This window comes from Bacillus timonensis, assembly GCF_004799755.1.
Lineage (GTDB): Bacteria > Bacillota > Bacilli > Bacillales > Bacillaceae_L > Ferdinandcohnia > Ferdinandcohnia timonensis_A.
In genome coordinates this window covers 26,331-49,164 of the sequence record NZ_SLUB01000003.1, presented here as the reverse complement: position 1 = coordinate 49,164, position 22,834 = coordinate 26,331, and the positions used below count along the sequence as shown (strand labels likewise).

Genomic DNA, 22,834 nt, shown 5'->3' with positions numbered 1-22,834 from the left:
TTCACACGTATGAAGTAGCCGTTATTTTCTATTCTGTTCATGACATGCTAAAATGAACAGTAGGAATTGACGGCTTTTTTTATGAGTTTCAATGGTTGTATGGAAGATAATAGGTCCCAAGTTGTCATAGAAAGGAAGGATTTTTCTTGAATAAAAAGATTGTTTTAGTGGATGGAAATAGTATTGCATACCGGGCATTTTTTGCCTTGCCACTTTTGAATAATGATAAAGGTGTACATACGAATGCTATTTACGGCTTTACGATGATTTTGAACCGAATTCTTGAACAGGAGAAACCAACACATATTTTAGTAGCATTTGATGCTGGAAAAACGACGTTTAGACATAGTACTTTTAGTGAATATAAAGGTGGTCGACAAAAAACACCACCTGAGCTTTCAGAACAGTTTCCATTTTTACGAGAGCTCCTTGATGCCTACAAGATTGCCAGATATGAATTAGAAAACTATGAAGCCGATGATATTATTGGGACATTATCACTTCAAGCTGAAAAAGAAGGCTTTGAGGTAAAGGTTATCTCAGGCGATAAAGACCTAACACAACTCGCATCAGACCGTGTTACCGTAGATATTACGAAAAAAGGGATTACTGATGTTGATTCATATACGCCTGATTTTATCAATGAAAAATATGGAATCACGCCAGAACGAATTATCGATATGAAAGGACTTATGGGGGATAGTTCGGATAATATTCCAGGTGTCCCAGGCGTGGGTGAGAAAACAGCTATAAAATTATTACAAGAGTTTCATACATTAGAGGATCTACTAGACTCGATTGATAAGGTGAGCGGAAAGAAGCTGAAAGAAAAGCTTGAAGAACATAAGGAACAAGCTATCATGAGTAAGCAACTTGCGACAATCTATCGTGAAGCTCCTATTGAAATTGGAATTTCTGAGCTTGAGTATAATGGCTATGATGGTGATCAGGTGATTAAACTTTTTAAAGAGCTCGGATTTAATTCATTGCTGGACAAAGTTGAGGGCAGCGAGAAAATAGAAGACCAGCCTTTAGAAGAGATCTCATATAAGATTGTTGATAGAGTCACTGATGATATGTTTTCTTTTGAATCTTCTTTGATTGTGGAAGTGCTTGATGAAAGCTATCATCGAGCAGACATTCAAGGAATTGGGATATCAAATGAAAACGGGAATTTTTATATTCCAACAAAACTTGCTCTTGAATCAGAAACATTTAAGGAATGGGCAAAGGACAACGATAAAAGGAAAATCGTGTTTGATGGAAAAAAATCACTTGTTGCGTTGAGATGGAAGGGGATCGACTTACAAGGAATTGACTTTGACTGTTTAATTGCCTCATATATTTTAAATCCATCTGATTCAACCGATGATGTTGCTGCAATAGCAAAATTAAAAGGAATTACAGATGTACAAACGGATGAAACGGTGTACGGAAGAGGTGCGAAACAAAGCATACCAGACGAAAAAGAACTTTCTGAACATATTGTTAGGAAGGCAGTTGCTCTTAAGAAGCTACAAGATATTTTCCTTCAAGAATTACAAGAAAATGAACAATATAAGCTTTTCACCGATTTAGAAATGCCATTATCGCTAATATTAGCCGAAATGGAAGCAACCGGGGTTAAGGTTGATGTGGAACGTTTAAAAGCAATGGGAGAAGAATTAAAGGCACATCTTCAAGAGCTGGAACAAAAGATTTATGAACTCGCAGGAGAAGAATTTAACATTAACTCTCCAAAGCAGCTTGGTGTCATTCTTTTTGAAAAACTTCAACTAACCGTTTACAAGAAAACAAAAACAGGCTATTCAACGTCTGCTGATATTCTTGAAAAACTGGCTAAAGAGCATGAAATCATTGAATATATTTTGCATTACAGACAAGTTGGAAAACTTCAATCAACCTATATTGAAGGTTTATTAAAGGTTGTTCATGACGATACATGTAAGGTTCATACTCGATTCCAGCAAGCTTTAACACAAACCGGAAGGCTAAGTTCAACAGATCCAAACCTTCAAAACATTCCAATTCGCTTAGAGGAAGGACGAAAAATAAGACAAGCGTTTGTTCCATCGAAAAAGGATTGGTTTATGTTTGCTGCTGACTATTCACAAATTGAACTAAGGGTGCTTGCTCATATAGCAAATGATGAAAATCTAATCCAAGCCTTTACGAATGATCTTGATATTCACACAAAAACTGCGATGGATGTGTTCCATGTAAAAGAAGACGAAGTAACCTCCAATATGCGTCGACAAGCAAAGGCTGTTAACTTCGGGATTGTGTATGGAATTAGTGACTTTGGACTGTCTCAAAACCTTGGAATTACGAGGAAGGAAGCGGGACAATTTATTGAGCGTTATTTTGCAAGCTTCCCAGGTGTTAAAGAATATATGGAAGATATCGTTGAGGATGTCAGACAAAAAGGGTATGTTTCAACTCTTCTTCATAGAAGAAGATATATTCCTGAAATTACAGCTCGTAATTTTAATGTTCGTAGCTTTGCAGAAAGAACTGCGATGAATACTCCAATTCAAGGAAGTGCTGCTGATATTATCAAGAAAGCAATGATTGATATGGCGGCGAGACTAAAAGAAGAAAAGCTTCAAGCAAAACTGCTGTTACAAGTACATGATGAATTAATTTTTGAAGCACCAGAAGAAGAAATTGAGACTTTGAAAAAGATTGTACCAGAAGTAATGGAAAATGCCATTTCCTTAAAAGTACCATTGAAGGTCGATTATGCGTACGGAAAGACCTGGTATGATGCTAAATAGTATTCTTTTTAAGAGATAAGGAAGTGATCAAATGCCAGAATTACCAGAGGTTGAAACAGTTAGACGAACGTTAACTCAGCTTGTAAATGGAAAAACGATTAAAGATGTGAAGGTGCTATGGACTAAGATAATCAAAAAACCAGAAGAACCAGAACAATTTTGTGACGCTCTTCGTGGTCAAACCATTCATGATGTAGAGCGAAGAGGAAAGTTCTTAAAGTTTATATTAGATGATTATGTGATGGTTTCGCATTTACGCATGGAGGGCAGATATGGTCTCTATGATAAAGACGAGCCATATGATAAGCATACCCATGTATTGTTTGCTTTTACAGATGGAACGGAGCTGCGCTATCGGGACGTTCGGAAATTTGGAACGATGCATTTATTTAGTAAAGGGGAGGAAGAAGAGAATCTTCCCTTATCTCAATTAGGACCAGAACCATTTTCCAAAGAATTTACACTTGAATATTTAGAGAAAAAGCTAGCAAAAACCAATCGGAAGATTAAAGTTGCACTACTTGATCAAACAAATGTTGTTGGGCTGGGGAATATTTATGTGGATGAGGCTTTATTTAGAGCGGGAATATATCCTGAACGCGAAGCGAATTCCCTGACAAAAAAGGAAATGAAGAAACTCCACCATGAAATCATTCAAACATTGAATAATGCTGTTGAAAAAGGTGGAAGTACAATCCGATCCTATGTGAACACACAAGGTGAGATTGGGATGTTCCAATTGCAACTATTTGTTTATGGTCAAAACGGAAAAGCATGTCAAAAATGTGGAACCGAAATAGAAAAAACCGTCGTCGGCGGAAGGGGCACCCACTACTGCCCAAAATGCCAAAAAAATAAAACAAAACGAAAAAAATGAATAAAGGCTAAATCAGATAAATGTGATGCGTCATTTTTCTCCTCCTCGGACATTTCACATGAAGTGGGCTCTCTCCATATACTTATCTTATATCGATAGGAAGGAGATTCTATGAGATGTCCCAGTTCGCATCACTCATTTTATTAGCATTTGCAGTTAGCTTAGATAGTTTTAGTGTTGGATTCACATACGGTATGAGAAAAATGAAAATACCATTCAGGTCAATCATTACAATAGCCTGCTGCTCAGCCGTAACTATGGCGGCTGCCATGGGGCTGGGTAAATCAATTGCTCTTTTTGTTTCACCAGAAATAGCCGACCGGCTTGGCGGTATTGTACTCGTAATTATCGGTGCCTGGGTATTGTTTCAGTTTTTTCGTCCATCATCCCAAACACCAGAACACAACGAAGAAAAACTAATAGCGAAGGTTGAAATAAAATCGCTTGGACTTGTTATCAATATTTTAAAGAAGCCTATGGTTGCCGACCTTGACAAATCAGGAACCATTACTGGTCTTGAAGCATTTTTACTAGGTCTTGCCCTTTCGCTTGATGCTTTTGGTGCAGGAATTGGTGCTGCTTTATTAGGCTTTTCTCCATGGGTAATGGCTTTGTTGGTGGCCGTGATGAGCTCCCTTTTTGTTTATACAGGTATGAAAAGTGGTTCCGTTTTTTCAAAGAAAAGATGGGTACAGAAATTTTCATTTTTGCCAGGAATTCTATTGATTTTAATAGGAATTTGGAAATTCTAAAATACAGCAGAGGGGATAGAATACGTGACATTAACAATCGGATTAACAGGTGGAATCGCAAGTGGAAAAAGTACAGTATCACAGATGTTTAAAGAAGCAGGAATTGTTGTAATTGATGCTGACGTTATTGCACGTAAAGTTGTTGAAATTGGCGAAGAAGCATATGAACAAATTGTTGAATCATTCGGCGAAGAAATTTTATTACCAGATAAGACGATTGATCGTCCAAAGTTAGGATCGATTGTCTTTTTCAGTGAAGACAAACGACTTATATTAAATTCAATTGTTCATCCAGCTGTTCGAAAACAAATGTTGAAAGAAAAAGAAGAGCATATGAAGAACGGTGAAGAAACAGTTGTGTTGGATATCCCATTATTATTTGAAAGTAAATTAACCTCCTTAGTCGATAAAACCCTCCTCGTTTATGTTGATTATGAGACACAGTTATCACGTCTTTTGAGTCGCAATGGTTTTACCAAGAAAGAGGCAGAGGCTAGGATTCAATCACAAATGCCCCTTAAGGACAAAATTCAATTCGCAGATGCTGTGATTGATAACAATGGTACAATTGAAGCTACAAAGGATCAGTTTCATGCAATTTGTGAACAATGGGGTATTCAAGGTAAAGTTTTATAACATAATCAAGGTGTCTCAAATAGATGAGATACCTTTTTCTATGCTTATACATAAACAAGGAACATTCCAAAGTTGTATTAATAACCATTTTTATAAAAAATCAGAATAAAAATGTTACATATCTAACCTAATGTGTTATACTAATCATGAAAGTTTAGGTTAAATTGTATAACATATATCCTGGAGGGGTTGTAATGAAGCCAAGAATCGCAATTAATGGATTTGGCCGTATTGGTAGAATGGTATTTAGAAATGCAATCATGGATGATTCATTAGAAATAGTTGCAATCAATGCAAGCTACCCTGCTGAAACGCTAGCACATCTCATAAAATATGATACAAATCACGGAAAATTCGAAGGTGACGTCATTCCTGGGGATGACTCATTGTTAGTGAATGGGAAGCGCATACAACTTTTAAGCTCCCGCGATCCGTTAGAGCTTCCTTGGAAACAATTAAATATAGATATTGTGATTGAGGCAACAGGAAAGTTTAACTCAAAGGAAAAAGCGAACTTACATTTACAAGCTGGAGCGAAAAAGGTTATCTTAACAGCACCTGGTAAGAATGAAGATATTACAATTGTGATGGGTGTTAACGAAGATAAATACGATCACGACAATCATTTGATTATCTCAAATGCATCTTGTACAACAAATTGCTTAGCACCAGTTGTAAAGGTGTTAAATGAACAGTTTGGAATTGTAAACGGTTTAATGACAACCGTTCATGCGTATACAAATGATCAAAAAAATATAGATAATCCACATAAGGATTTACGAAGAGCAAGGGCTTGTGCACAATCCATTATCCCAACCTCAACTGGAGCAGCAAAAGCATTATCACTTGTGTTACCAGAACTGAAAGGAAAATTGCATGGAATGGCACTTCGCGTCCCAACTCCAAATGTCTCGTTAGTTGATTTAGTTGTTGATGTTGAGCGAGATGTTACGGTTGAAGAAATAAACGAGGCCTTTATTACTGCTTCAGTGGGAGCATTAAAGGGGATTTTAGGTTTTACAACTGAACCACTAGTTTCCATTGATTTTAATACAAATCCACATTCATCCATTATTGATGGCTTATCAACGATGGTCATTGCAGATCGAAAGGTAAAGGTATTGGCTTGGTATGATAATGAATGGGGATATTCTTGTAGAGTTGTAGATTTGGCAAAATATGTAGGTGCAAAAATCATCCAAAAAACAGAAGCTAAAGTAGGCTAACTTAGAAATTGAAGAAAACCTTCCTAATTGATGGAAGGTTTTTATTTTTTATTTATTTACTGTTGCTAAAAGTATATAAACAAAGTATACTAAATTTCGTGAACTTCTTAAAAGCTTATGCTTTTGTAGCTACTTAAAGGGTTAGGACCTCTCTGGACTAACTTTCCCCCGTGGTAGTTATGCTCATGCTTTACGCGAAGAACTCACCCGAAATTATTGTAAGAGGGGGAACAACTTAATTATGGAAACAATGGGACGTCATGTAATCTCAGAATTATGGGGTTGCGATTTTGAAAAATTAAATGACATACATGGTATTGAAGAAACGTTTGTTCAGGCAGCACTTAATTCAGGTGCAGAAATTCGTGAAGTAGCCTTTCACAAATTTGCTCCACAGGGAGTTAGCGGTGTTGTGATTATTTCGGAATCACATCTAACGATTCACAGTTTTCCAGAACATGGTTATGCGAGTATTGATGTTTACACATGTGGGGATTTAGATCCAAATATTGCTGCTGACTATATTGCTGAGGCGCTTGGTGCACAAACACGTGAAAATATTGAACTCCCACGTGGTATGGGTCCGGTGAAAGTTAAGCCAGCGCAGGTTAAAGTACTTTAAAAATAAATATGAATCATCTAAAATAGTAAGAGGTGTAATAAACTACACCTCTTTTTTTACATTTATAACATAGATCTAATACTATATAAAGTTTATAAGGAGTGGGATATATGGGAATGCAAGCGTTCTTTTCTAATCACAGTGAAACAAGAGACAAACATTCGGACGAGCTTTTAAGAAGTCATTATTATAAAACATCAAATAAAAAAGCGATCGAAGCAGTAAAAAAGGTTATTCAGAATTTAGATGGCTACCATCTCAACTCAGTATCAGAAGAACGAGGAGAAATGAGCATCTCCATCAAGAAAGGAAGAAAGGCCTTTGTTGTAGCAACAATTGTCTCCGTCAGACCCTTTGAAACAGCCATTGACTTTGCAGTAACAACAGAAACATTACTGCTACCTATCGATTTTGGCTATAGCCGAAAGGTAATCATGAATTTATATCAACACCTAGATAAAGAGCTACCGCTAATCGGAAAAGGAGAATCTTAATAACAGCAATTTCCTGAGTAAAAACCCTTGTCCTACTAAAGTCTTTCTTATAAGATGAATACATAGAGTTCTCCTCGGAAGGGAGTTGTTACCAGTGAGATGCCCTACTTGTCACCATAATGGAACAAGAGTTTTGGATTCGCGTCCGGTTGATGATAGTCGATCCATCCGCAGAAGACGTGAATGTGAAAAATGCCAATATCGTTTTACAACCTTTGAAAAAGTGGAAGAAATTCCTTTAATTGTGGTTAAAAAAGAAGGAACACGTGAGGAATTTAGCCGGGAAAAGATGCTCCGAGGGCTAATTAAAGCATGTGAAAAACGTCCGGTTTCTTTAAAGCAATTAGAGGATATCACCCACGAAGTTGAAAAGGAATTGAGGAGTCAAGGGATTGCAGAAGTGAAAAGCGATACGATTGGTGAGTATGTCATGAATCATCTGGCAAAGGTAGATGAAGTGGCATATGTTCGCTTTGCATCTGTATATCGTCAGTTTAAAGATATAAATGTATTTATTGATGAATTAAAGGAATTAATTAAACGGGAACGTTAAGGGCTTAAGAACTTTTAAGCTCTTTTTTTCACTACTAAAGAAGAAATGGAAGGCCTTGATGAAATGGAGCATTGGAAGGAATTAGTACCAGTTGATCGCTACATCGTTCATGCTGCAGACCTTTTGCATGACTATGATCGGAAAATTGTCTCATTGCTATACCAGCCTCTAATTGGCATGAAAGCCTTCAGTCTTTATATGACCCTGTGGAGTGAATTAGAGCAAAACCGACTTTGGAGTGATGAAAGTACCCATTATACATTAATGGCGCTCCTTCAAACGAATCTTGAGGAAATTTTTCAAGAACGATTAAAGCTTGAAGGAATTGGACTTTTAAAAACATTTGTAAAGTCTGATGAAAATTCTAGAAGTTTTATCTATGAACTGCAGGCACCTCTTTCGCCAAAAGCTTTTTTTACGGATGGTGTGCTTAATGTTTACTTATATAATAGGCTTGGTAAGAGTAAATTTTTTAAACTTAAGCAGTTCTTTTCAGATAGTGAAATCGATATAGATACGTACAAACCCATTACAAAAGCTTTTAGTGAAGTATTCGAATCGGTTAAAGTAAAAATGATTTCCACAATTAGTGATGAAATGCAACATAATCTTGACCGAGATGAAAATACAGAATTCATGGACCGAAATGAAGATAAAAAGCTGTTAATCGAAAATGAAAACTTTAATTTTGATTTGTTCTTTGCGGGGATTTCCGAGGTGATGATACCTAAAAAGTCGATTACCCCTCGAGTAAAAGAGGCAATTACAAAGCTCTCCTTTCTCTACGGAATTGATCCGATTGAAATGCAAGGGATTGTTATGAGTGCCCTTGACCCCAATGAAAAAATTGATATTGAAAAGTTAAGAAAGGCTTCAAGGGATTGGTATCAATTTGAAACGGGAAATGAATTACCTACTCTGACGGAAAAAATTCAACCATTGGCCTCTCAAACGATGGTAAATAAAGTTCCGCAAACAAAGGAAGAGGAATTAATTCAAAAGCTTGAAAGAATTTCCCCGAAAGAGTTTCTAATTGATGTATCTGGGGGAGCACAGCCGTCTGTCTCCGAATTAAAAATTATTGAAGAGGTCATGTTCCGACAAAACCTTCTTCCAGGTGTTGTGAATGTACTGTTATATTATGTCATGTTAAAATCAGATATGAGACTAACGAAGTCCTATGTTGAAACTATTGCCAGCAACTGGGCACGTTTAAATATTAAGACAGTAAAAGAGGCAATGGAAACAGCTAAGAAGCATAATTGGACCGCTGATAAAAAGACCAATAAATATAAAAGACAACCAATTCGCAAAGAATTATTGCCTGATTGGTTAAAGCAAGAAGAAGGACCGCAAGCAGAAACTCCAAAACCGGAGGAAACACATGATCCATCGTTTGAGGAAAAGAAGCGTTTATTAGAAGAAAGGCTAAAAAAATATAAATAACAATTTTTAATACGGAGGTGAGAATATGAAACCTATCCAAGATTCTTTGAAAAGTCTCTCTAACAATGGAGGATTTCAGCAACGTTATGAGCAAATTAAGCATGAAGTATTAAATCATCCAGAGGTACGAGATTTTATTAATAATCATCAAGACCAAATAACTAGTGATATAATTAACAGGAGTCTAGTTAAACTGTACGAGTTTATTAATCAAAGTAAGGAATGTAATAAGTGTGAAAGCCTTGAAACCTGTAAAAACATGCTTCAAGGCTACCATCCACTTCTTGAAATAAAGGGAAATGCAATTGATTTAAGATATGACCGTTGTCCACGTAAGGTTATGAATGATGAACAGGTAAAATATAAGTCCCTTATTAAAAGTATGTATATACCAAAAGATATTCTAGAGGCATCAATGGCGAGCCTTGAATCAGACGAAGGTCGTTATGATGCCATCGTGCAAATTGATGATTTTTTAAGTAATTATGAACCTGGGAAACGCCTGCAAGGATTATATTTATATGGTTCTTTTGGAGTTGGAAAAACCTATCTGTTAGGTGCAATTGCAAACGAGTTAGCACGTAAAAAGGTAGCGTCCATGCTCGTGTATGTACCGGAATTTATGCGAGAATTAAAGGGTTCCCTACAAGATCAATCCATTAATTCTAAAATTGATGCAGTCAAAAAGGTCCCCGTTTTAATGCTTGATGATATTGGAGCAGAATCGATGTCCAGCTGGATGCGTGATGATATTCTTGGAAGTATTCTACAATATCGAATGCTTGAAAACCTACCAACCTTCTTCACTTCAAACTTTGATTTCAAAGGACTTGAACACCACTTATCCTATACACAACGTGGTGAAGAGGAAAAGGTAAAAGCAGCTAGAATCATGGAACGAATTAAATATTTAGCGAAACCAGTTGAACTTAAAGGGAAAAACCGTCGCTACTAACTCATTTAGCTATCTCAAAAAAGGGGATAGCTATTTTTTATATTCTAAAGTTGTCCCATTAACCATATACATGTAACAGGGTAATGGTATTGGTGAAATGGGGGGACTAGCTTGATTGAAATGCATTTTCAAGAAATAACAGATGCACAAAAAATGTATAAGAGCTTACTAAGTAAGGCGAAAGCTCTTTCTATAGATTACATAGAGGTTGTAAATGAAGAAGAAAATGTGGTGGCGGTTTTCGCATCAGAAAAAACAAATTATGTTGTACAGGTCGTGATTATTCCAGTAATGACCGAATTTATAATCAAAAATAAAGAAGATCAATGGATTTTGGATTATATCGAAAACATATTTTACTTTACTGATTTTGAAGAGAAAAAACAAATAGTAGAGATTGCAAAAGCGTTAATGGACGGGAATAACCCTGATATCCCTGCTGTACAGGATGTCGTTCCACGGGAACAACTGATAGCTGAAGCACTTCACGAATTCCTGAAGGTTCCCATTTCTTTCTCCTTTGAATCGTTTTTAAAGTTTCGTATGCGCTCGTATAATGAGGTATTATTACAAATTGTAGAGTCTGCAATTGACGAGTACAAACTAGAGCAAGAGTATCAAACGTTTATCCAAGGACTGCGAGAATTTCGAGAAAAGCGGGAACCGAAACTTGAGCAATTACATATTTTACATGATGAGCAATTTTATTTTTATAATGAAACATTTACTGAGATTAAACGAAATGAGCTTTTTAAGTTCATCGATCGAAAATTAATTTTACATCAGCCGATGTATATTGATTCTGCAGTCTTGGCACCATTAGTATCAATTGCACCTAAATCAATATCAATTTATACGGATCAGATTGATAATGGAATGATCCAAACCATTCACAACATTTTTTTAGAGAATGTTACGATTTATACAAAGAAGTCTTTTGAAAATAATCGTCTGAAAGCAAAAAAAATATAAAAGATGTGAAGTGCCCTTGATTTAACTTTTAAATAAGACTATAATACATTCATATTACAAATGATACATGTATAATTTTAAAAGTGATGATGAGGACACGATGGTATAATTACGGTTTTTAGAGAGGGAAGCCATGGCTGGAAGCTTCCTAACACGAATAATACTATTACCACCTCTAAACTTCAGTAGTGAACCTTTGTTTACAAAGTTGTAATTACTGACGGGTTAACCGTTATTTATTTCTTGAGCCACTCGATTCTTTTGGGTGGAAACAAGGGTGGAACCACGATACGTATACTCGTCCCTTTTATTAGGGACGGGTATTTTTTATTTTCACATTTTATATCTAGCTCCAGGCGCCATCGGCTCGAGGTCATAAGCTAATCGCTTCGGAAGGTAAAATGCACCTTCTGTCAGCGCTCATCTTATGCTTGGACTTGCACAGGAAGTGCTGACATCGACGTTCGCCACAGGACGTGGCGGTAGTTAGTCGATGTTCCGCTACCAGGCGCCTTGCGCTTTTAATTTAAAAGGAGTTGAAAACTGATGTCAGATGTAGTAAAAATTACATTCCCAGACGGAGCAGTGAAGGAGTTTCCTAAAGGAACAACAACAGAAGAAATTGCAGGCTCGATCAGCCCAGGACTAAAGAAAAAATCAATTGCCGGTAAATTTAATGGCAAAGAAATTGATTTGCGTACTGAAATCCATGAAGATGGTGAAATAGCAATCATTACCCAAGATACTGATGCAGCATTAGAAATCATGCGGCACAGTACAGCTCACTTAATGGCACAAGCGATTAAGCGTCTATACAAAGACGTAAAGCTTGGTGTAGGTCCAGTTATTGAAAATGGCTTCTACTATGATATCGATATGGAAAAGTCATTAACACCTGAAGATCTGCCTGAAATTGAAAAAGAAATGAAAAGGATTGTAAATGAAAATCTTGAAATTCACCGGGTTGAGGTCTCACGTGATGAAGCGATTCGTCGCTACGAAGAAATTGGTGATGAGCTAAAGCTTGAGTTGATTCAAGATATTCCACAAGGAGAACCTTTAACAATCTATGAGCAAGGTGAATTCTTTGACCTTTGTCGTGGTGTTCATGTTCCTTCAACAGGAAAAATTAAAGAATTTAAACTATTAAGCATAGCTGGTGCATACTGGCGTGGGGATAGCGACAACAAGATGCTTCAACGTATTTATGGGACTGCATTCTTCAAAAAAGCAGAGCTTGAAGAACATCTTCGTTTTCTTGAAGAGGCTAAAGAGCGTGACCATCGAAAAATAGGTAAAGAATTAAGTCTTTTTACAAACTCACAAAAAGTTGGTCAAGGTTTGCCATTATGGCTTCCGAAAGGTGCTACTATTCGTCGTGTGATCGAACGTTATATTGTGGATAAAGAAGTTAGACTTGGTTATGACCATGTGTATACACCTGTTCTTGCAAATGTCGAGCTCTATAAAACATCAGGTCACTGGGATCATTATCAAGATGACATGTTCCCGGTAATGGAAATGGATAATGAAGAGCTTGTGCTTCGTCCAATGAATTGCCCGCATCACATGATGATCTATAAAAATGGCATTCACAGTTATCGTAAGCTTCCAATCCGTATTGCTGAATTAGGAACTATGCATCGTTATGAGATGAGTGGAGCATTATCTGGTTTACAACGTGTTAGAGGGATGACTTTAAATGATGCCCATATCTTTGTTCGTCCTGACCAAATTCAAGAAGAGTTTAAACGCGTTGTTAATCTAATCTTAGAAGTATATAAAGACTTTGATATTAAAGACTACAGCTTCCGTCTTTCTTATCGCGACCCAGCTGATACTGAAAAATACTTCGATGATGATGCGATGTGGGAAAAAGCACAATCTATGTTAAAAGCTGCAATGGATGACCTGGGCCTTGACTATTTTGAGGCAGAAGGGGAAGCAGCATTCTATGGTCCAAAGCTTGATGTTCAAGTTCGTACAGCGCTTGGAAAAGATGAAACACTTTCAACTGTTCAGCTAGATTTCTTATTACCGGAACGCTTTGATTTAACTTATATCGGCGAAGACGGAAAACAACATCGTCCAGTCGTCATCCACCGTGGTGTTGTATCAACAATGGAACGCTTTGTTGCTTATTTAATTGAAGAATACAAAGGCGCATTCCCAACTTGGTTAGCACCTGTTCAGGTTCAAGTTATTCCCGTTTCTCCAGACGTTCATTTAGACTATGCGAAGAGTGTTCAGGAAAAACTTCAAGCTGAAGGCTTACGTGTAGAAATAGATGATCGTGATGAAAAGATTGGCTATAAAATTCGTGAAGCCCAGATGCAAAAAGTTCCATTTATGCTTGTTGTAGGAGACAATGAGATGGGGGAAAATGCAGTAAACGTACGTAAGTATGGCGAGCAAAAATCAGAAACTATGTCTTTTGATACATTTCTTGCGGCTATCCTACAAGAAGTTAAAAAATAAAAAAAGTCTTGTCAAAGAGTAAAGTGCATGCTAGAATAAGTTTCGTTGTGTTATTCCAGTCATGCACCGTTTGACAGAAACCATCTTAAATGTTATACTTTTTAAGGTAATTGAATACTTGTTTGAGAAAGTAGAAGCACCCGCTTCTCACCTGATTGACGCAAATTGCAGTTGGTAGGTCTTACGTTCATTAATCATTAATGTGTAAATGAATTGTAATAGTGTGGGTGTATATACATTCACACTTTTTTATTTGTCTCAAATCTGTAAAATGCGCAAGATTTCAAACGAGGCATTCAGTAGAAATGTGTAAGTGAAAAAACCTTGGAGGTGGCTAATTATTAGCAAAGACATGATGGTTAACGAGGGCATTCGTGCCCGTGAGGTTCGTTTGATTGGTTCAAATGGTGATCAGCTAGGAATTAAATCCAAAAGTGAAGCATTAGAAATTGCTGCTAGAGCAAATCTTGATCTTGTACTAGTTGCCCCAAATGCGAAACCACCTGTATGTCGTATTATGGACTACGGTAAATTCCGTTTTGAGCAACAGAAGAAGGAAAAAGAAGCTCGTAAAAATCAAAAGGTTATTAACATTAAGGAAGTTAGACTTAGTCCGACAATTGATGAGCACGATTTTAATACAAAGCTTCGTAACGCAATTAAATTCCTTGAAAAAGGCGATAAAGTAAAAGCGTCCATTCGCTTTAAAGGTCGTGCGATTACACATAAAGAAATCGGTCAACGTGTTTTAGATCGTTTTTCTAAAGCTTGTGCTGAAGTTGCTACTATTGAATCACATCCAAAAATGGATGGAAGAAGCATGTTTTTAGTACTAGCACCTAAAACTGAAAAGTAATGAAACGAGGAGGAACTCCCTATGCCAAAAATGAAAACACACCGTGGATCTGCAAAGCGTTTTAAGAAAACAGGATCTGGTAAACTTAAACGTTCACATGCATATACAAGCCACTTATTCGGAAATAAATCTCAAAAGCAAAAGCGTAAGCTTCGCAAAGCTTCACTAGTTAGCAAAGGCGATTTCAAACGTATTCGCCATATGTTAGACAACATTAAATAATCTGTGAACGATTGATATAGATTCTAGGAGGGAAACAAAATGCCAAGAGTAAAAGGCGGAACTGTTACACGCAAACGTCGTAAAAAGGTATTAAAATTAGCTAAAGGTTATTTCGGTTCAAAACACACTTTATATAAAGTTGCAAACCAACAAGTAATGAAATCATTAATGTATGCTTATCGTGACCGTCGTCAAAAGAAACGCGACTTCCGTAAGCTATGGATTACTCGTATCAATGCAGCTGCTCGTATGAATGGTCTTTCTTATAGCCGTTTAATGCACGGACTTAAAGTAGCTGGTATCGAAGTAAACCGTAAAATGCTTGCTGATCTAGCTGTTAGCGATGAAAAAGCATTCGCAGAATTAGCAACGGTAGCTAAAAACAACCTAAAATAAAAAAGCGGAAGCGACTTGACCAGAAATGAGGAAACTGGAGACTTCGACTAAGAGGCGTATTTTGCCTCTGCCGGAGAAGTTGAAGTTTCCCGAATTTCTAGTCGCTGAAGCTAGACTACAAATAAGTCTAGGTAAAAAGGTTACTCCCATTGTAAAATGAGAGTAACCTTTTTTGTTTGACCTTTTCAGCTAAAAACCATAGAAATGAAATAACGACCATAGAAACAAAATAAAAACCATAGGACGCATTTTTCGCTCCAAAAAGGAAGGTAATCTCGTGTACTCAATTCTTGTAATCTATGTCATTCTAAACGTATATGGTTTCTTACTCATGTACATCGACAAAAATAGAGCTAAAAACAACAAATGGCGCATCTCTGAAAAACATATTTGGATTGTCTCAATGGTAGGCGGCGCGCTTGGAACAACTTTTGGTATGAAGCAGTTTCGACATAAGACGAAGCATAAGCAATTTGTCATCCTTCTTCCTGTTCTTACAATCCTTACAATCGCCATTTATGTTTATATTTTAGTTACCTTGTCATAACAACTTGTACGATTGTATATGCTTAAATAGCACTTTTCTTATAAATTTATCGGAAGAGGTGAGTTGTACACTTGGATGATACGATGACACTGCTGTTTGTTTTTATTCAATCCACTGGACTGCTTGCCCCCATTATTTTTATTGGTATCCATCTTATCCGTCCTATCTTTTTCATACCAGTTCCTGTCGTATGTATCGTCGGGGGCATTTTATTCGGCTCTGTTTTTGGAACGCTTTATTCCATACTAGGATTAACAATGCTTAGCATTCTTTTTTATTTCTTATATCGGCAGGTTCCAAGATTGTCCAACAAAATTAATACACTCAAGCAAAAATGGTTAGGAGACAAAGTGAATTTTACCATTGGGCAAATTGCAATCTTACGTCTTATTCCTTTTATTAATTTTCACCTGTTATCACTATGTATTATGGATGTTACAAGGTATTTTCGAAACTATGCCAAAGCCTCTTTCTATACAAATATCCCAGTAGCCCTTCTCTATACCGTTTTCGGTCAATTTATCCGTGAATTCTCTACAACCGTGATTCTCGCTATACTCCTTGCACTTACTCTATTGTTCTATCTACTTCGAGAAAAACAGGTTATTATCAAATGGCATGAATTTTTTAATCCTAAAGCAGGAAGGTCATTTCAATGAAAAAAACAGTCGTGGAGTTAACGCTCACGACTGTTTTCCTTTATCAGTTCTTTTATTGGACTTTTCCAATCAATTTTCGCATGTGGATAAACTTCATTAATTCTACGCTCAATGTATTGAAAATCCGTATAGGTTAATCCCTTCAAATTATCAGTTTTGGCCCATACAAAGATAGATACAACCTCGAATGATTTTTTGGTAGATCCTAAATATTTTTCCCCTTCAAATAAAACTCCCTTATACGTTAATAAAAAGTTTTTATGGACATTAGCTAGGTCATCAAGCCAGTAGAATTCCTCTTTTTCTTGAGCAAGCTCAAGCTTCCTCTTTGGATTTAGTACGTACTTGAAAATCCGATATAATAAAAAGATGATTAGAAGTAAGATGACAAAACGAATAAGTATAACAAACATAAGAGGACTCCCTCCATTTTCAATCTGCCAACATATACGAATAACCTATACAAAAGGTTTCAAGTTATTTTAAATTTGTTATAATTTTTTTCTAGAGGAGGATTTTTGTATGACATACAACTTAAAAGTAATGCTGCTAAACGAGGATGCAAGGCTTCCATTGCAAGCAAATCCGGGTGATGCAGGCTTAGATTTATTTTCGGCTGAAGAAAAAGTGATTAAACCGGGGGAAGCAAAATTCATTAAAACGGGAATCAAAATGGAGCTGCCACCGGGAACAGAAGCACAAGTACGACCAAGAAGTGGACTAGCACTCAAACACTCCGTAACGGTTTTAAATAGTCCAGGGACCATTGATGAAGGCTATCGGGGAGAAGTTGCGGTCATCTTAATTAATCATGGAAAAGAAGATTTTGTAGTGGAAAAACAAATGCGGATTGCACAAATGGTCATTGCTGAAGTAGCTCAGGTTAACTTGCTACAGGTTGAGGAAGTGGCAGCCTCTGAAAGAGGAGAAGGCGGTTTTGGTTCAAGTGGAACTAAATAGAAAAGTCTAGAATTGCCGAGTTGCCACTATTTTCTGTATAATGAAATAGTCAAATTAACGAAAGTTAGGTGATTTATCGATGACAAAGCTTGATGAAACATTAACGATGCTAAAAGATCTTACCGACGCAAAAGGTATTCCTGGTAATGAACGAGAGCCTCGTGAAGTCATGAAAAAATACATAACTCCATATTCTGATGAACTTTCTTATGATGGACTAGGAAGTTTAATCGCAAAAAAAGAAGGTAATCCAACTGGTCCAAAAATCATGATTTCTGGGCATTTAGATGAAGTTGGCTTTATGGTAACACAAATTGATGAAAAAGGATTTTTACGTTTCCAAACCGTTGGTGGCTGGTGGTCACAGGTTATGCTTGCACAACGAGTAACAGTAGTCACAAGTATTGGAGATATTACGGGTGTAATAGGTTCTAAACCACCACATATCCTAACTGCTGATGCACGTAAGAAGCCTGTTGAAATCAAAGATATGTTCATTGATATTGGTGCGGCAAATAGAGAGCAAGCTCTAGAATTTGGAGTAAAACCTGGTGACCAGGTTGTTCCATATTTCGAATTTACAGTCATGAATAATGAAAAAATGCTACTTGCCAAAGCATGGGATAACCGAATTGGCTGTGCGATTGCAATAGATGTTTTAAAATATTTAAAGAACGAAGAACACCCAAATGTTGTGTATGGAGTTGGTTCGGTTCAAGAGGAAGTAGGTCTTCGTGGTGCCAAAACAGCAGCAGCGATGATTAAGCCCGATCTTGCAATTGCCGTTGATGTGGGTATTGCAGGAGATACACCTGGAATTTCAGAAAAAGAAGCAATGAGCAAAATGGGGGAAGGTCCTCAAATCATTCTATATGATGCTTCTATGGTTTCTCATAAAGGCTTGCGTGATTTTGTTGTTGGAGTAGCGGATGAACTTAGCATCCCATATCAGTTTGATGCGATTGCTGGTGGTGGAACAGATGCAGGCTCAATCCACATTTCCCTAGAAGGTGTTCCAGCTTTAGCGATTACAATCGCAACGCGCTATATTCATTCACATGCCGGTATTCTTCACCGTGATGATTATGAAAATGCAGTAAAACTTATTGCAGAAGTGATTAAACGTCTAGACAAAGAAACAGTTAATAAAATAAAATTTGATTGATAATCAAATACGCCTTGGCGTATTTGCGCGCCCGATTTTTAGGCACACAGGAAGTGGCGTCTTTAGTCCTTGATCTTACGCGAGATACAGTGAAACTTCAATCTGTGGATGCATTTTTCCGCAGATTGTTAGTTGAACCAATCAGGCTTTTACTGGCAATTGCCCTCAGTGAGGGCTTAGTGCCAGTTAATGCTGAAAAGTTTCCTCTGAAAAATCGTGGCATCCGCCGGAGGCTTTCACTTTATTCGGCAGGAACTTCTGCTAAATAAAGTTAAAAGCCGATGATTTTTGTCATCGGCTTTACTCATTATTGCTTTAATCCTTGCTCCAATGTTGAGAGCATTTCTTGTTTTTCCTCTTGGCTTGCATTTTCCCAAATCACTTCAAATAATACTCCTAATCCTGGAAGCATTTTTTCTTCGCCACTTTGAATGGCATCAACAATCGTATCTTCTAATTCTGCTTGAGAATTTCCAGAGACATTATGCTTAACAGCATGTCTTAAGTTCAAATTCATTTACAAGCACACCTTTCATATGTAACTTTTCATTTGTATCTTTTACACGTTCCGCCTTTTTTATGTATTTACCATAGGATATAATGGAAAAAGAATTAGCTAAAAGGAGCAAAAAATACGTTGAAACGAATTGAATCAAATAAAAATCCTCAAATTAAACAATGGAAAAAACTACATACAAAGAAAGAACGTGACAAGACTGGAACTTTTATGATTGAAGGGTTTCATTTAGTAGAAGAGGCTCTAAAAAGTGATGTTATCATAAGAGAATTGATTATTTGTGAAGCGGTAGATATCCCCTCAAGCTGGAATGTAGATAATCTATCCTTCACGATTGTGACAGAAAAGATTATGCAGGAAATAAGTGATACGGATACATCACAAGGGGTAGCTGCCATTTGTGAACAGTATTCGGTAAAAGAGGGCGGGCAGTTTACAAGGTTGTTATTAGTAGATGCTGTACAAGATCCTGGCAATCTCGGCACGATGATTCGAACGGCAGATGCAGCAGGTATGGATGCTGTGATTATTGGTGAAGGAAGCGTTGATGTCTATAATTCAAAGGTAGTTCGTTCTACACAGGGCTCGATTTTTCATCTGCCTATTGTGAAAGAAAACCTACATGAAACGATTGATCGGCTTAAACAAAAAGGTATTAAAGTTTACGGGACATCTTTAAAGAATGCAGTTGACTATAAACAAGCTCCTGTCGAAGATTCCTTTGCATTAATAGTCGGAAATGAAGGAAACGGAGTACAAGCAGAAATACTAGAAAAAACAGATCAAAATCTCTATATTCCAATATATGGAAAAAGTGAATCTTTAAATGTAGCAGTAGCAGCGGGGATTTTACTTTATCATTTGAGGTAAGATTGTGTTGATAGGGGCGATGGATGGACGTTAGTAACGTTTATAAATATCGCCTCGAAAACCAATTTTAATAACATGAACTATTAATTTACCTTCAATTATTTCATAAATAATTCTTATATCTCCTACACGTTTTCTATATAAATTAAGGTTTGATAGTTTCTTTACGTTTGAAGCAGAAAATGGGGTTTCCTGTATCTCTAATAAAGCATCTTTAATTCGTAGTCGGGTGTTTTTATCGAGTTTCTTTATGAATCTTTCAGCATTCTTGTCAATTAATAAGGTATACATTATTTGTAATCCTCATCTAATTCTTTAATTAAATCATCTAACGTGACAAATTCACCATTATTCATTCTTTGCCGTGATTTTTCGATTTCTTTTAACTCTTCTTCCGTTAATGGCTCATCGTCCTCTGGAATTAAGGATTTTAAGAATTCTGCTGGATCAGGTAGTTTTTCCTCAGGTAAATTATCAATAATTCGTTTTAATTCTTCTCTCTTGTTCATTAAATTCATCCTTTCTTATTTATTTAATTAATTATACACTGTACATAAAGATTTCAAAATATATTGTAGCTTGTAATAAAAGAATTGTTAAAAATTCAATTACGGTAAGGGGTGCGAGCGTTATTAACGACTTTTTTGGGAAGTCTGCTGTAGGTGAACCGTTTCAATGGCTAACTTTTTCACATGTCGTGATGCTAGGCTTGCTTTTAGTCTCGGGTATTCTTTTATTTCTTTTTAGAACCAGACTCACAAAAGGAAAATCAGTCATTCGTTATACATTGGCACTATTTTTATTAAGTAGTGAACTGTCTCTTTATGTTTGGTATGTATTTACGGGAGTATGGGACCCAATTGATTCCTTACCTTTTCAGCTTTGCTCAATTTCGCTTTTTTTGAGTATTATCATGTTACTGACTAAGAGCCACTTGTTATTTGAGGTAACCTATTTCTTAGGCATAGGTGGTGCCTTACAAGCAATGCTTACACCAGAGCTTGCTTATGACTTTCCACATTATCGTTATTTTCACTTTTTCCTAGCTCACATTGCGATAATCCTTGCAAGTTTGTATATGATTTGGTACGAGAATTATAGACCGACTTTCAAATCCATATGGAAGGCTTTTGCGGGATTGAACATTATCGCCTTAGTCGTCTTTTTCGTCAACGAAGCAACTGGTGGAAACTATATGTTTCTCGCGAAAAAACCAATAAACCCAAGTTTAATCGACTTTCTCGGTCCGTACCCTTGGTATATCTTATCCTTGGAAATTGTTGCATTGATCATGTTTTTTATTCTCTATCTCCCATTTATGCGAAAAAAGAATTAAATTGGGTTTGATTTGCACCTTGAAGATACGTATAATATAATTTATATGCTTTACATATAGAAAAAACAGTGATAGAGACCAGTAACTTTCCACTCACTATTCAGGGAGAAAATGCCGTGACTGCAAGCATTTTTATAGAAGAAGAAAGTGAATTCACCTCTTGAGTTGGCACTTGGACCGTCTAAACATTTGGCGTAAAGGTGTACCGGCATTTGCCGTTATCGAAACGAAGTGAACAATTATGATGGTGTAATTGTTAACAAGGGTGGTACCGCGAATCTAAACCTCGTCCCTTTTTAGGGATTGAGGTTTTTTATTTTGTCTTAATGTCTAGCTCCAGGCGCCATCGGCTCGAGGTCACAAGCCAATCACTTCGGAAGGCAAAAAGCGCCTTCTGAAAGTAGCCGTCTTGTGCTTGTCGCCGATGAAACGGGCGCCTTGCGCTTTTCTAAGAAAAAGGAGGAATTATTAATGCAAGAAAGATTACTTGAGCTGAAAGAAGAAGCTCTTGCAAAAGTAGAGGCTGCAACGAATCTTAAAGAATTAAATGATATTCGTGTTGCTTATTTAGGTAAAAAAGGACCGATCACGGAAGTACTAAGAGGAATGGGTAAGCTTTCAGCTGAAGAGCGTCCAAAAATGGGAGCACTTGTCAATGAAGTTAGAGAGCAAATCACTGAAAAACTAACTGCAAAACAAGAACTACTTGAAAAAGAAGAAGTCGAAAGGAAACTAGCATCTGAAACAATCGATGTCACTCTTCCAGGGAGACCGCTTAAAGTAGGAGGGCCTCACCCACTTACGAAGGTTATTGAAGAAATTGAAGATTTATTCCTAGGAATGGGATATTCCATTGCGGAAGGACCTGAAGTTGAAAAGGATTATTACAATTTTGAAGCGTTAAATTTACCGAAGGATCACCCGGCAAGGGATATGCAGGATTCATTCTATATCACCGAGGATATTCTCCTTCGTACCCAAACATCTCCTGTTCAAGCAAGAACAATGGAAAAGCATGAAGGAAAAGGACCTGTAAAAATCATCTGTCCAGGTAAAGTATACCGCCGTGATAATGATGATGCGACCCACTCTCATCAATTTACACAAATTGAAGGATTGGTGGTTGATGAAAACATTCGTATGAGTGACCTTAAAGGTACATTAAATACGTTTGCGAAAAAGATGTTTGGTGAGGATCGTGAAATTCGTCTGCGCCCAAGCTTTTTCCCGTTTACTGAGCCTTCAGTAGAGATGGATATCTCGTGCTTTAAGTGTGGCGGAGATGGTTGTAATGTATGTAAGAAGACAGGTTGGATTGAAATTTTAGGTGCCGGTATGGTACATCCAAATGTTCTAGAGATGTCTGGATTTGATTCAAAGAAATATACAGGATTTGCGTTCGGAATGGGCCCAGAGCGTATTGCGATGTTGAAATATGGTATTGATGATATTCGTCATTTATACACAAATGATAATCGTTTCATCAAACAATTTAATCGGGCTTAAGGAGGGAGAATA

27 protein-coding genes and 3 other annotated features are annotated in these 22,834 nt (G+C 36.9%); of the genes, 23 read left to right on the top strand and 4 right to left on the bottom strand.

The window, feature by feature from the left end; all coding sequences use genetic code 11:
* The first annotated feature begins 146 nt into the window (after positions 1-146).
* The 17 genes from polA (at position 147) to E1I69_RS02520 (ending at position 16,468) form a co-directional block, all read left to right on the top strand.
* Positions 147-2,777, top strand: coding sequence for a DNA polymerase I (polA, locus tag E1I69_RS02600; protein WP_136378080.1), 2,631 nt, complete (start codon positions 147-149; stop codon positions 2,775-2,777).
* Positions 2,778-2,808: 31 nt separating this feature from the next.
* Complete coding sequence (gene mutM, locus E1I69_RS02595; RefSeq protein WP_136378079.1) at positions 2,809-3,654, top strand: DNA-formamidopyrimidine glycosylase; 846 nt, start codon at positions 2,809-2,811, stop codon at positions 3,652-3,654.
* A 116-nt stretch (positions 3,655-3,770) separates the two neighbouring features.
* Positions 3,771-4,406: a sporulation membrane protein YtaF gene (gene ytaF, locus E1I69_RS02590; RefSeq protein WP_136378078.1), complete on the top strand. Its 636-nt coding sequence runs from the start codon at positions 3,771-3,773 to the stop codon at positions 4,404-4,406.
* Between the two features lie 24 nt (positions 4,407-4,430).
* On the top strand, positions 4,431-5,042 hold the full coding sequence (gene coaE, locus E1I69_RS02585; protein WP_136378077.1) for a dephospho-CoA kinase: 612 nt from the start codon (positions 4,431-4,433) through the stop codon (positions 5,040-5,042).
* Positions 5,043-5,236: 194 nt separating this feature from the next.
* Positions 5,237-6,268, top strand: a complete 1,032-nt coding sequence (locus tag E1I69_RS02580) for a glyceraldehyde-3-phosphate dehydrogenase (protein WP_136378076.1) — start codon at positions 5,237-5,239, stop codon at positions 6,266-6,268.
* A 241-nt stretch (positions 6,269-6,509) separates the two neighbouring features.
* Positions 6,510-6,890 carry an adenosylmethionine decarboxylase gene (gene speD / locus E1I69_RS02575; protein WP_136378075.1) on the top strand — a complete coding sequence of 127 codons (381 nt, stop codon included), beginning with the start codon at positions 6,510-6,512 and terminating at the stop codon, positions 6,888-6,890.
* Between the two features lie 110 nt (positions 6,891-7,000).
* Positions 7,001-7,384, top strand: coding sequence for a cytosolic protein (locus E1I69_RS02570; protein WP_136378074.1), 384 nt, complete (start codon positions 7,001-7,003; stop codon positions 7,382-7,384).
* 94 nt (positions 7,385-7,478) lie between these two features.
* Positions 7,479-7,937 (top strand): transcriptional regulator NrdR, encoded by a 459-nt coding sequence (gene nrdR / locus E1I69_RS02565; RefSeq protein ID WP_136378073.1) that lies wholly within the window; start codon positions 7,479-7,481, stop codon positions 7,935-7,937.
* 63 nt (positions 7,938-8,000) lie between these two features.
* Complete coding sequence (locus tag E1I69_RS02560) at positions 8,001-9,383, top strand: replication initiation and membrane attachment family protein (RefSeq protein ID WP_136378072.1); 1,383 nt, start codon at positions 8,001-8,003, stop codon at positions 9,381-9,383.
* 25 nt (positions 9,384-9,408) lie between these two features.
* Complete coding sequence (gene dnaI / locus E1I69_RS02555) at positions 9,409-10,338, top strand: primosomal protein DnaI (protein ID WP_136378071.1); 930 nt, start codon at positions 9,409-9,411, stop codon at positions 10,336-10,338.
* 120 nt (positions 10,339-10,458) lie between these two features.
* Positions 10,459-11,310: a putative sporulation protein YtxC gene (gene ytxC, locus E1I69_RS02550; RefSeq protein ID WP_242634526.1), complete on the top strand. Its 852-nt coding sequence runs from the start codon at positions 10,459-10,461 to the stop codon at positions 11,308-11,310.
* A 77-nt stretch (positions 11,311-11,387) separates the two neighbouring features.
* Positions 11,388-11,619: a binding site (T-box leader), on the top strand.
* Positions 11,620-11,856: 237 nt separating this feature from the next.
* Positions 11,857-13,788 carry a threonine--tRNA ligase gene (gene thrS, locus E1I69_RS02545; RefSeq protein ID WP_136378069.1) on the top strand — a complete coding sequence of 644 codons (1,932 nt, stop codon included), beginning with the start codon at positions 11,857-11,859 and terminating at the stop codon, positions 13,786-13,788.
* Positions 13,789-13,910: 122 nt separating this feature from the next.
* Positions 13,911-14,045: a sequence feature (ribosomal protein L20 leader region), on the top strand.
* Positions 14,046-14,125: 80 nt separating this feature from the next.
* Positions 14,126-14,644 (top strand): translation initiation factor IF-3, encoded by a 519-nt coding sequence (infC, locus tag E1I69_RS02540; RefSeq protein WP_161974830.1) that lies wholly within the window; start codon positions 14,126-14,128, stop codon positions 14,642-14,644.
* A gap of 21 nt (positions 14,645-14,665) precedes the next feature.
* Positions 14,666-14,866 (top strand): 50S ribosomal protein L35, encoded by a 201-nt coding sequence (gene rpmI / locus E1I69_RS02535; RefSeq protein WP_116351718.1) that lies wholly within the window; start codon positions 14,666-14,668, stop codon positions 14,864-14,866.
* Between the two features lie 39 nt (positions 14,867-14,905).
* Positions 14,906-15,262, top strand: coding sequence for a 50S ribosomal protein L20 (rplT, locus tag E1I69_RS02530; protein WP_010678372.1), 357 nt, complete (start codon positions 14,906-14,908; stop codon positions 15,260-15,262).
* Positions 15,263-15,539: 277 nt separating this feature from the next.
* Positions 15,540-15,809: a DUF1294 domain-containing protein gene (locus E1I69_RS02525; protein ID WP_136378068.1), complete on the top strand. Its 270-nt coding sequence runs from the start codon at positions 15,540-15,542 to the stop codon at positions 15,807-15,809.
* A gap of 71 nt (positions 15,810-15,880) precedes the next feature.
* Positions 15,881-16,468 (top strand): TVP38/TMEM64 family protein, encoded by a 588-nt coding sequence (locus E1I69_RS02520; protein ID WP_136378067.1) that lies wholly within the window; start codon positions 15,881-15,883, stop codon positions 16,466-16,468.
* 17 nt (positions 16,469-16,485) lie between these two features.
* Here E1I69_RS02520 and E1I69_RS02515 read toward each other — a convergent pair whose 3' ends face one another.
* Positions 16,486-16,881 (bottom strand): sigma-w pathway protein ysdB, encoded by a 396-nt coding sequence (locus E1I69_RS02515; protein ID WP_136378066.1) that lies wholly within the window; start codon positions 16,879-16,881, stop codon positions 16,486-16,488.
* A 109-nt stretch (positions 16,882-16,990) separates the two neighbouring features.
* Between E1I69_RS02515 and dut the strand changes: the two genes are divergently transcribed.
* From dut to E1I69_RS02500, 3 genes are all read left to right on the top strand, one after another.
* Positions 16,991-17,428 (top strand): dUTP diphosphatase, encoded by a 438-nt coding sequence (gene dut / locus E1I69_RS02510; RefSeq protein ID WP_136378065.1) that lies wholly within the window; start codon positions 16,991-16,993, stop codon positions 17,426-17,428.
* A gap of 79 nt (positions 17,429-17,507) precedes the next feature.
* Positions 17,508-18,593, top strand: coding sequence for a M42 family metallopeptidase (locus E1I69_RS02505; RefSeq protein WP_136378064.1), 1,086 nt, complete (start codon positions 17,508-17,510; stop codon positions 18,591-18,593).
* A 53-nt stretch (positions 18,594-18,646) separates the two neighbouring features.
* Positions 18,647-18,862, top strand: a complete 216-nt coding sequence (locus tag E1I69_RS02500) for a hypothetical protein (protein WP_136378063.1) — start codon at positions 18,647-18,649, stop codon at positions 18,860-18,862.
* A gap of 38 nt (positions 18,863-18,900) precedes the next feature.
* On the opposite strand, the gene sspI is transcribed toward E1I69_RS02500, so the two are convergent.
* Positions 18,901-19,110 (bottom strand): small acid-soluble spore protein SspI, encoded by a 210-nt coding sequence (gene sspI / locus E1I69_RS02495; RefSeq protein WP_136378062.1) that lies wholly within the window; start codon positions 19,108-19,110, stop codon positions 18,901-18,903.
* A 120-nt stretch (positions 19,111-19,230) separates the two neighbouring features.
* On the opposite strand from sspI, the gene E1I69_RS02490 reads away from it, so the two are divergent.
* A complete protein-coding gene (locus tag E1I69_RS02490; protein WP_136378061.1) occupies positions 19,231-19,980 on the top strand; it encodes a TrmH family RNA methyltransferase in 750 nt (249 codons plus the stop codon).
* A gap of 30 nt (positions 19,981-20,010) precedes the next feature.
* Here the strand turns inward: E1I69_RS02490 and E1I69_RS02485 are convergent, their stop codons facing one another.
* Together E1I69_RS02485 and E1I69_RS02480 are read right to left on the bottom strand one after the other, a co-directional pair.
* A complete protein-coding gene (locus E1I69_RS02485) occupies positions 20,011-20,271 on the bottom strand; it encodes a type II toxin-antitoxin system RelE family toxin (RefSeq protein WP_136378060.1) in 261 nt (86 codons plus the stop codon).
* On the bottom strand, positions 20,271-20,489 hold the full coding sequence (locus E1I69_RS02480; protein ID WP_136378059.1) for a hypothetical protein: 219 nt from the start codon (positions 20,487-20,489) through the stop codon (positions 20,271-20,273). Before E1I69_RS02480 ends, E1I69_RS02485 begins: the two co-directional genes overlap by 1 nt.
* Here E1I69_RS02480 and E1I69_RS02475 point away from each other — a divergent pair.
* A complete protein-coding gene (locus E1I69_RS02475; protein WP_347561765.1) occupies positions 20,471-21,316 on the top strand; it encodes a TIGR02206 family membrane protein in 846 nt (281 codons plus the stop codon). The two genes, E1I69_RS02480 and E1I69_RS02475, sit on opposite strands and share 19 nt — an antisense overlap.
* 59 nt (positions 21,317-21,375) lie before the next feature.
* Positions 21,376-21,613 (top strand) — a binding site (T-box leader).
* 174 nt (positions 21,614-21,787) lie between these two features.
* Entirely contained in the window at positions 21,788-22,822 is a 1,035-nt protein-coding gene (pheS, locus tag E1I69_RS02470) for a phenylalanine--tRNA ligase subunit alpha (protein ID WP_136378057.1), read from the top strand.
* The last annotated feature ends 12 nt before the right edge of the window (positions 22,823-22,834 follow it).

Coding starts and splice junctions, on each gene's coding strand:
- mutM (WP_136378079.1), top strand. CDS start 2,809: ATGCCAGAATTACCAGAGGTTGAAACAGTTAGACGAACGTTAACTCAG.
- ytaF (WP_136378078.1), top strand. CDS start 3,771: ATGTCCCAGTTCGCATCACTCATTTTATTAGCATTTGCAGTTAGCTTA.
- E1I69_RS02580 (WP_136378076.1), top strand. CDS start 5,237: ATGAAGCCAAGAATCGCAATTAATGGATTTGGCCGTATTGGTAGAATG.
- speD (WP_136378075.1), top strand. CDS start 6,510: ATGGAAACAATGGGACGTCATGTAATCTCAGAATTATGGGGTTGCGAT.
- E1I69_RS02570 (WP_136378074.1), top strand. CDS start 7,001: ATGGGAATGCAAGCGTTCTTTTCTAATCACAGTGAAACAAGAGACAAA.
- E1I69_RS02560 (WP_136378072.1), top strand. CDS start 8,001: ATGGAGCATTGGAAGGAATTAGTACCAGTTGATCGCTACATCGTTCAT.
- dnaI (WP_136378071.1), top strand. CDS start 9,409: ATGAAACCTATCCAAGATTCTTTGAAAAGTCTCTCTAACAATGGAGGA.
- ytxC (WP_242634526.1), top strand. CDS start 10,459: ATGCATTTTCAAGAAATAACAGATGCACAAAAAATGTATAAGAGCTTA.
- thrS (WP_136378069.1), top strand. CDS start 11,857: ATGTCAGATGTAGTAAAAATTACATTCCCAGACGGAGCAGTGAAGGAG.
- rpmI (WP_116351718.1), top strand. CDS start 14,666: ATGCCAAAAATGAAAACACACCGTGGATCTGCAAAGCGTTTTAAGAAA.
- rplT (WP_010678372.1), top strand. CDS start 14,906: ATGCCAAGAGTAAAAGGCGGAACTGTTACACGCAAACGTCGTAAAAAG.
- E1I69_RS02515 (WP_136378066.1), bottom strand. CDS start 16,881: ATGTTTGTTATACTTATTCGTTTTGTCATCTTACTTCTAATCATCTTT.
- dut (WP_136378065.1), top strand. CDS start 16,991: ATGACATACAACTTAAAAGTAATGCTGCTAAACGAGGATGCAAGGCTT.
- E1I69_RS02505 (WP_136378064.1), top strand. CDS start 17,508: ATGACAAAGCTTGATGAAACATTAACGATGCTAAAAGATCTTACCGAC.
- sspI (WP_136378062.1), bottom strand. CDS start 19,110: ATGAATTTGAACTTAAGACATGCTGTTAAGCATAATGTCTCTGGAAAT.
- E1I69_RS02485 (WP_136378060.1), bottom strand. CDS start 20,271: ATGTATACCTTATTAATTGACAAGAATGCTGAAAGATTCATAAAGAAA.
- E1I69_RS02480 (WP_136378059.1), bottom strand. CDS start 20,489: ATGAACAAGAGAGAAGAATTAAAACGAATTATTGATAATTTACCTGAG.
- pheS (WP_136378057.1), top strand. CDS start 21,788: ATGCAAGAAAGATTACTTGAGCTGAAAGAAGAAGCTCTTGCAAAAGTA.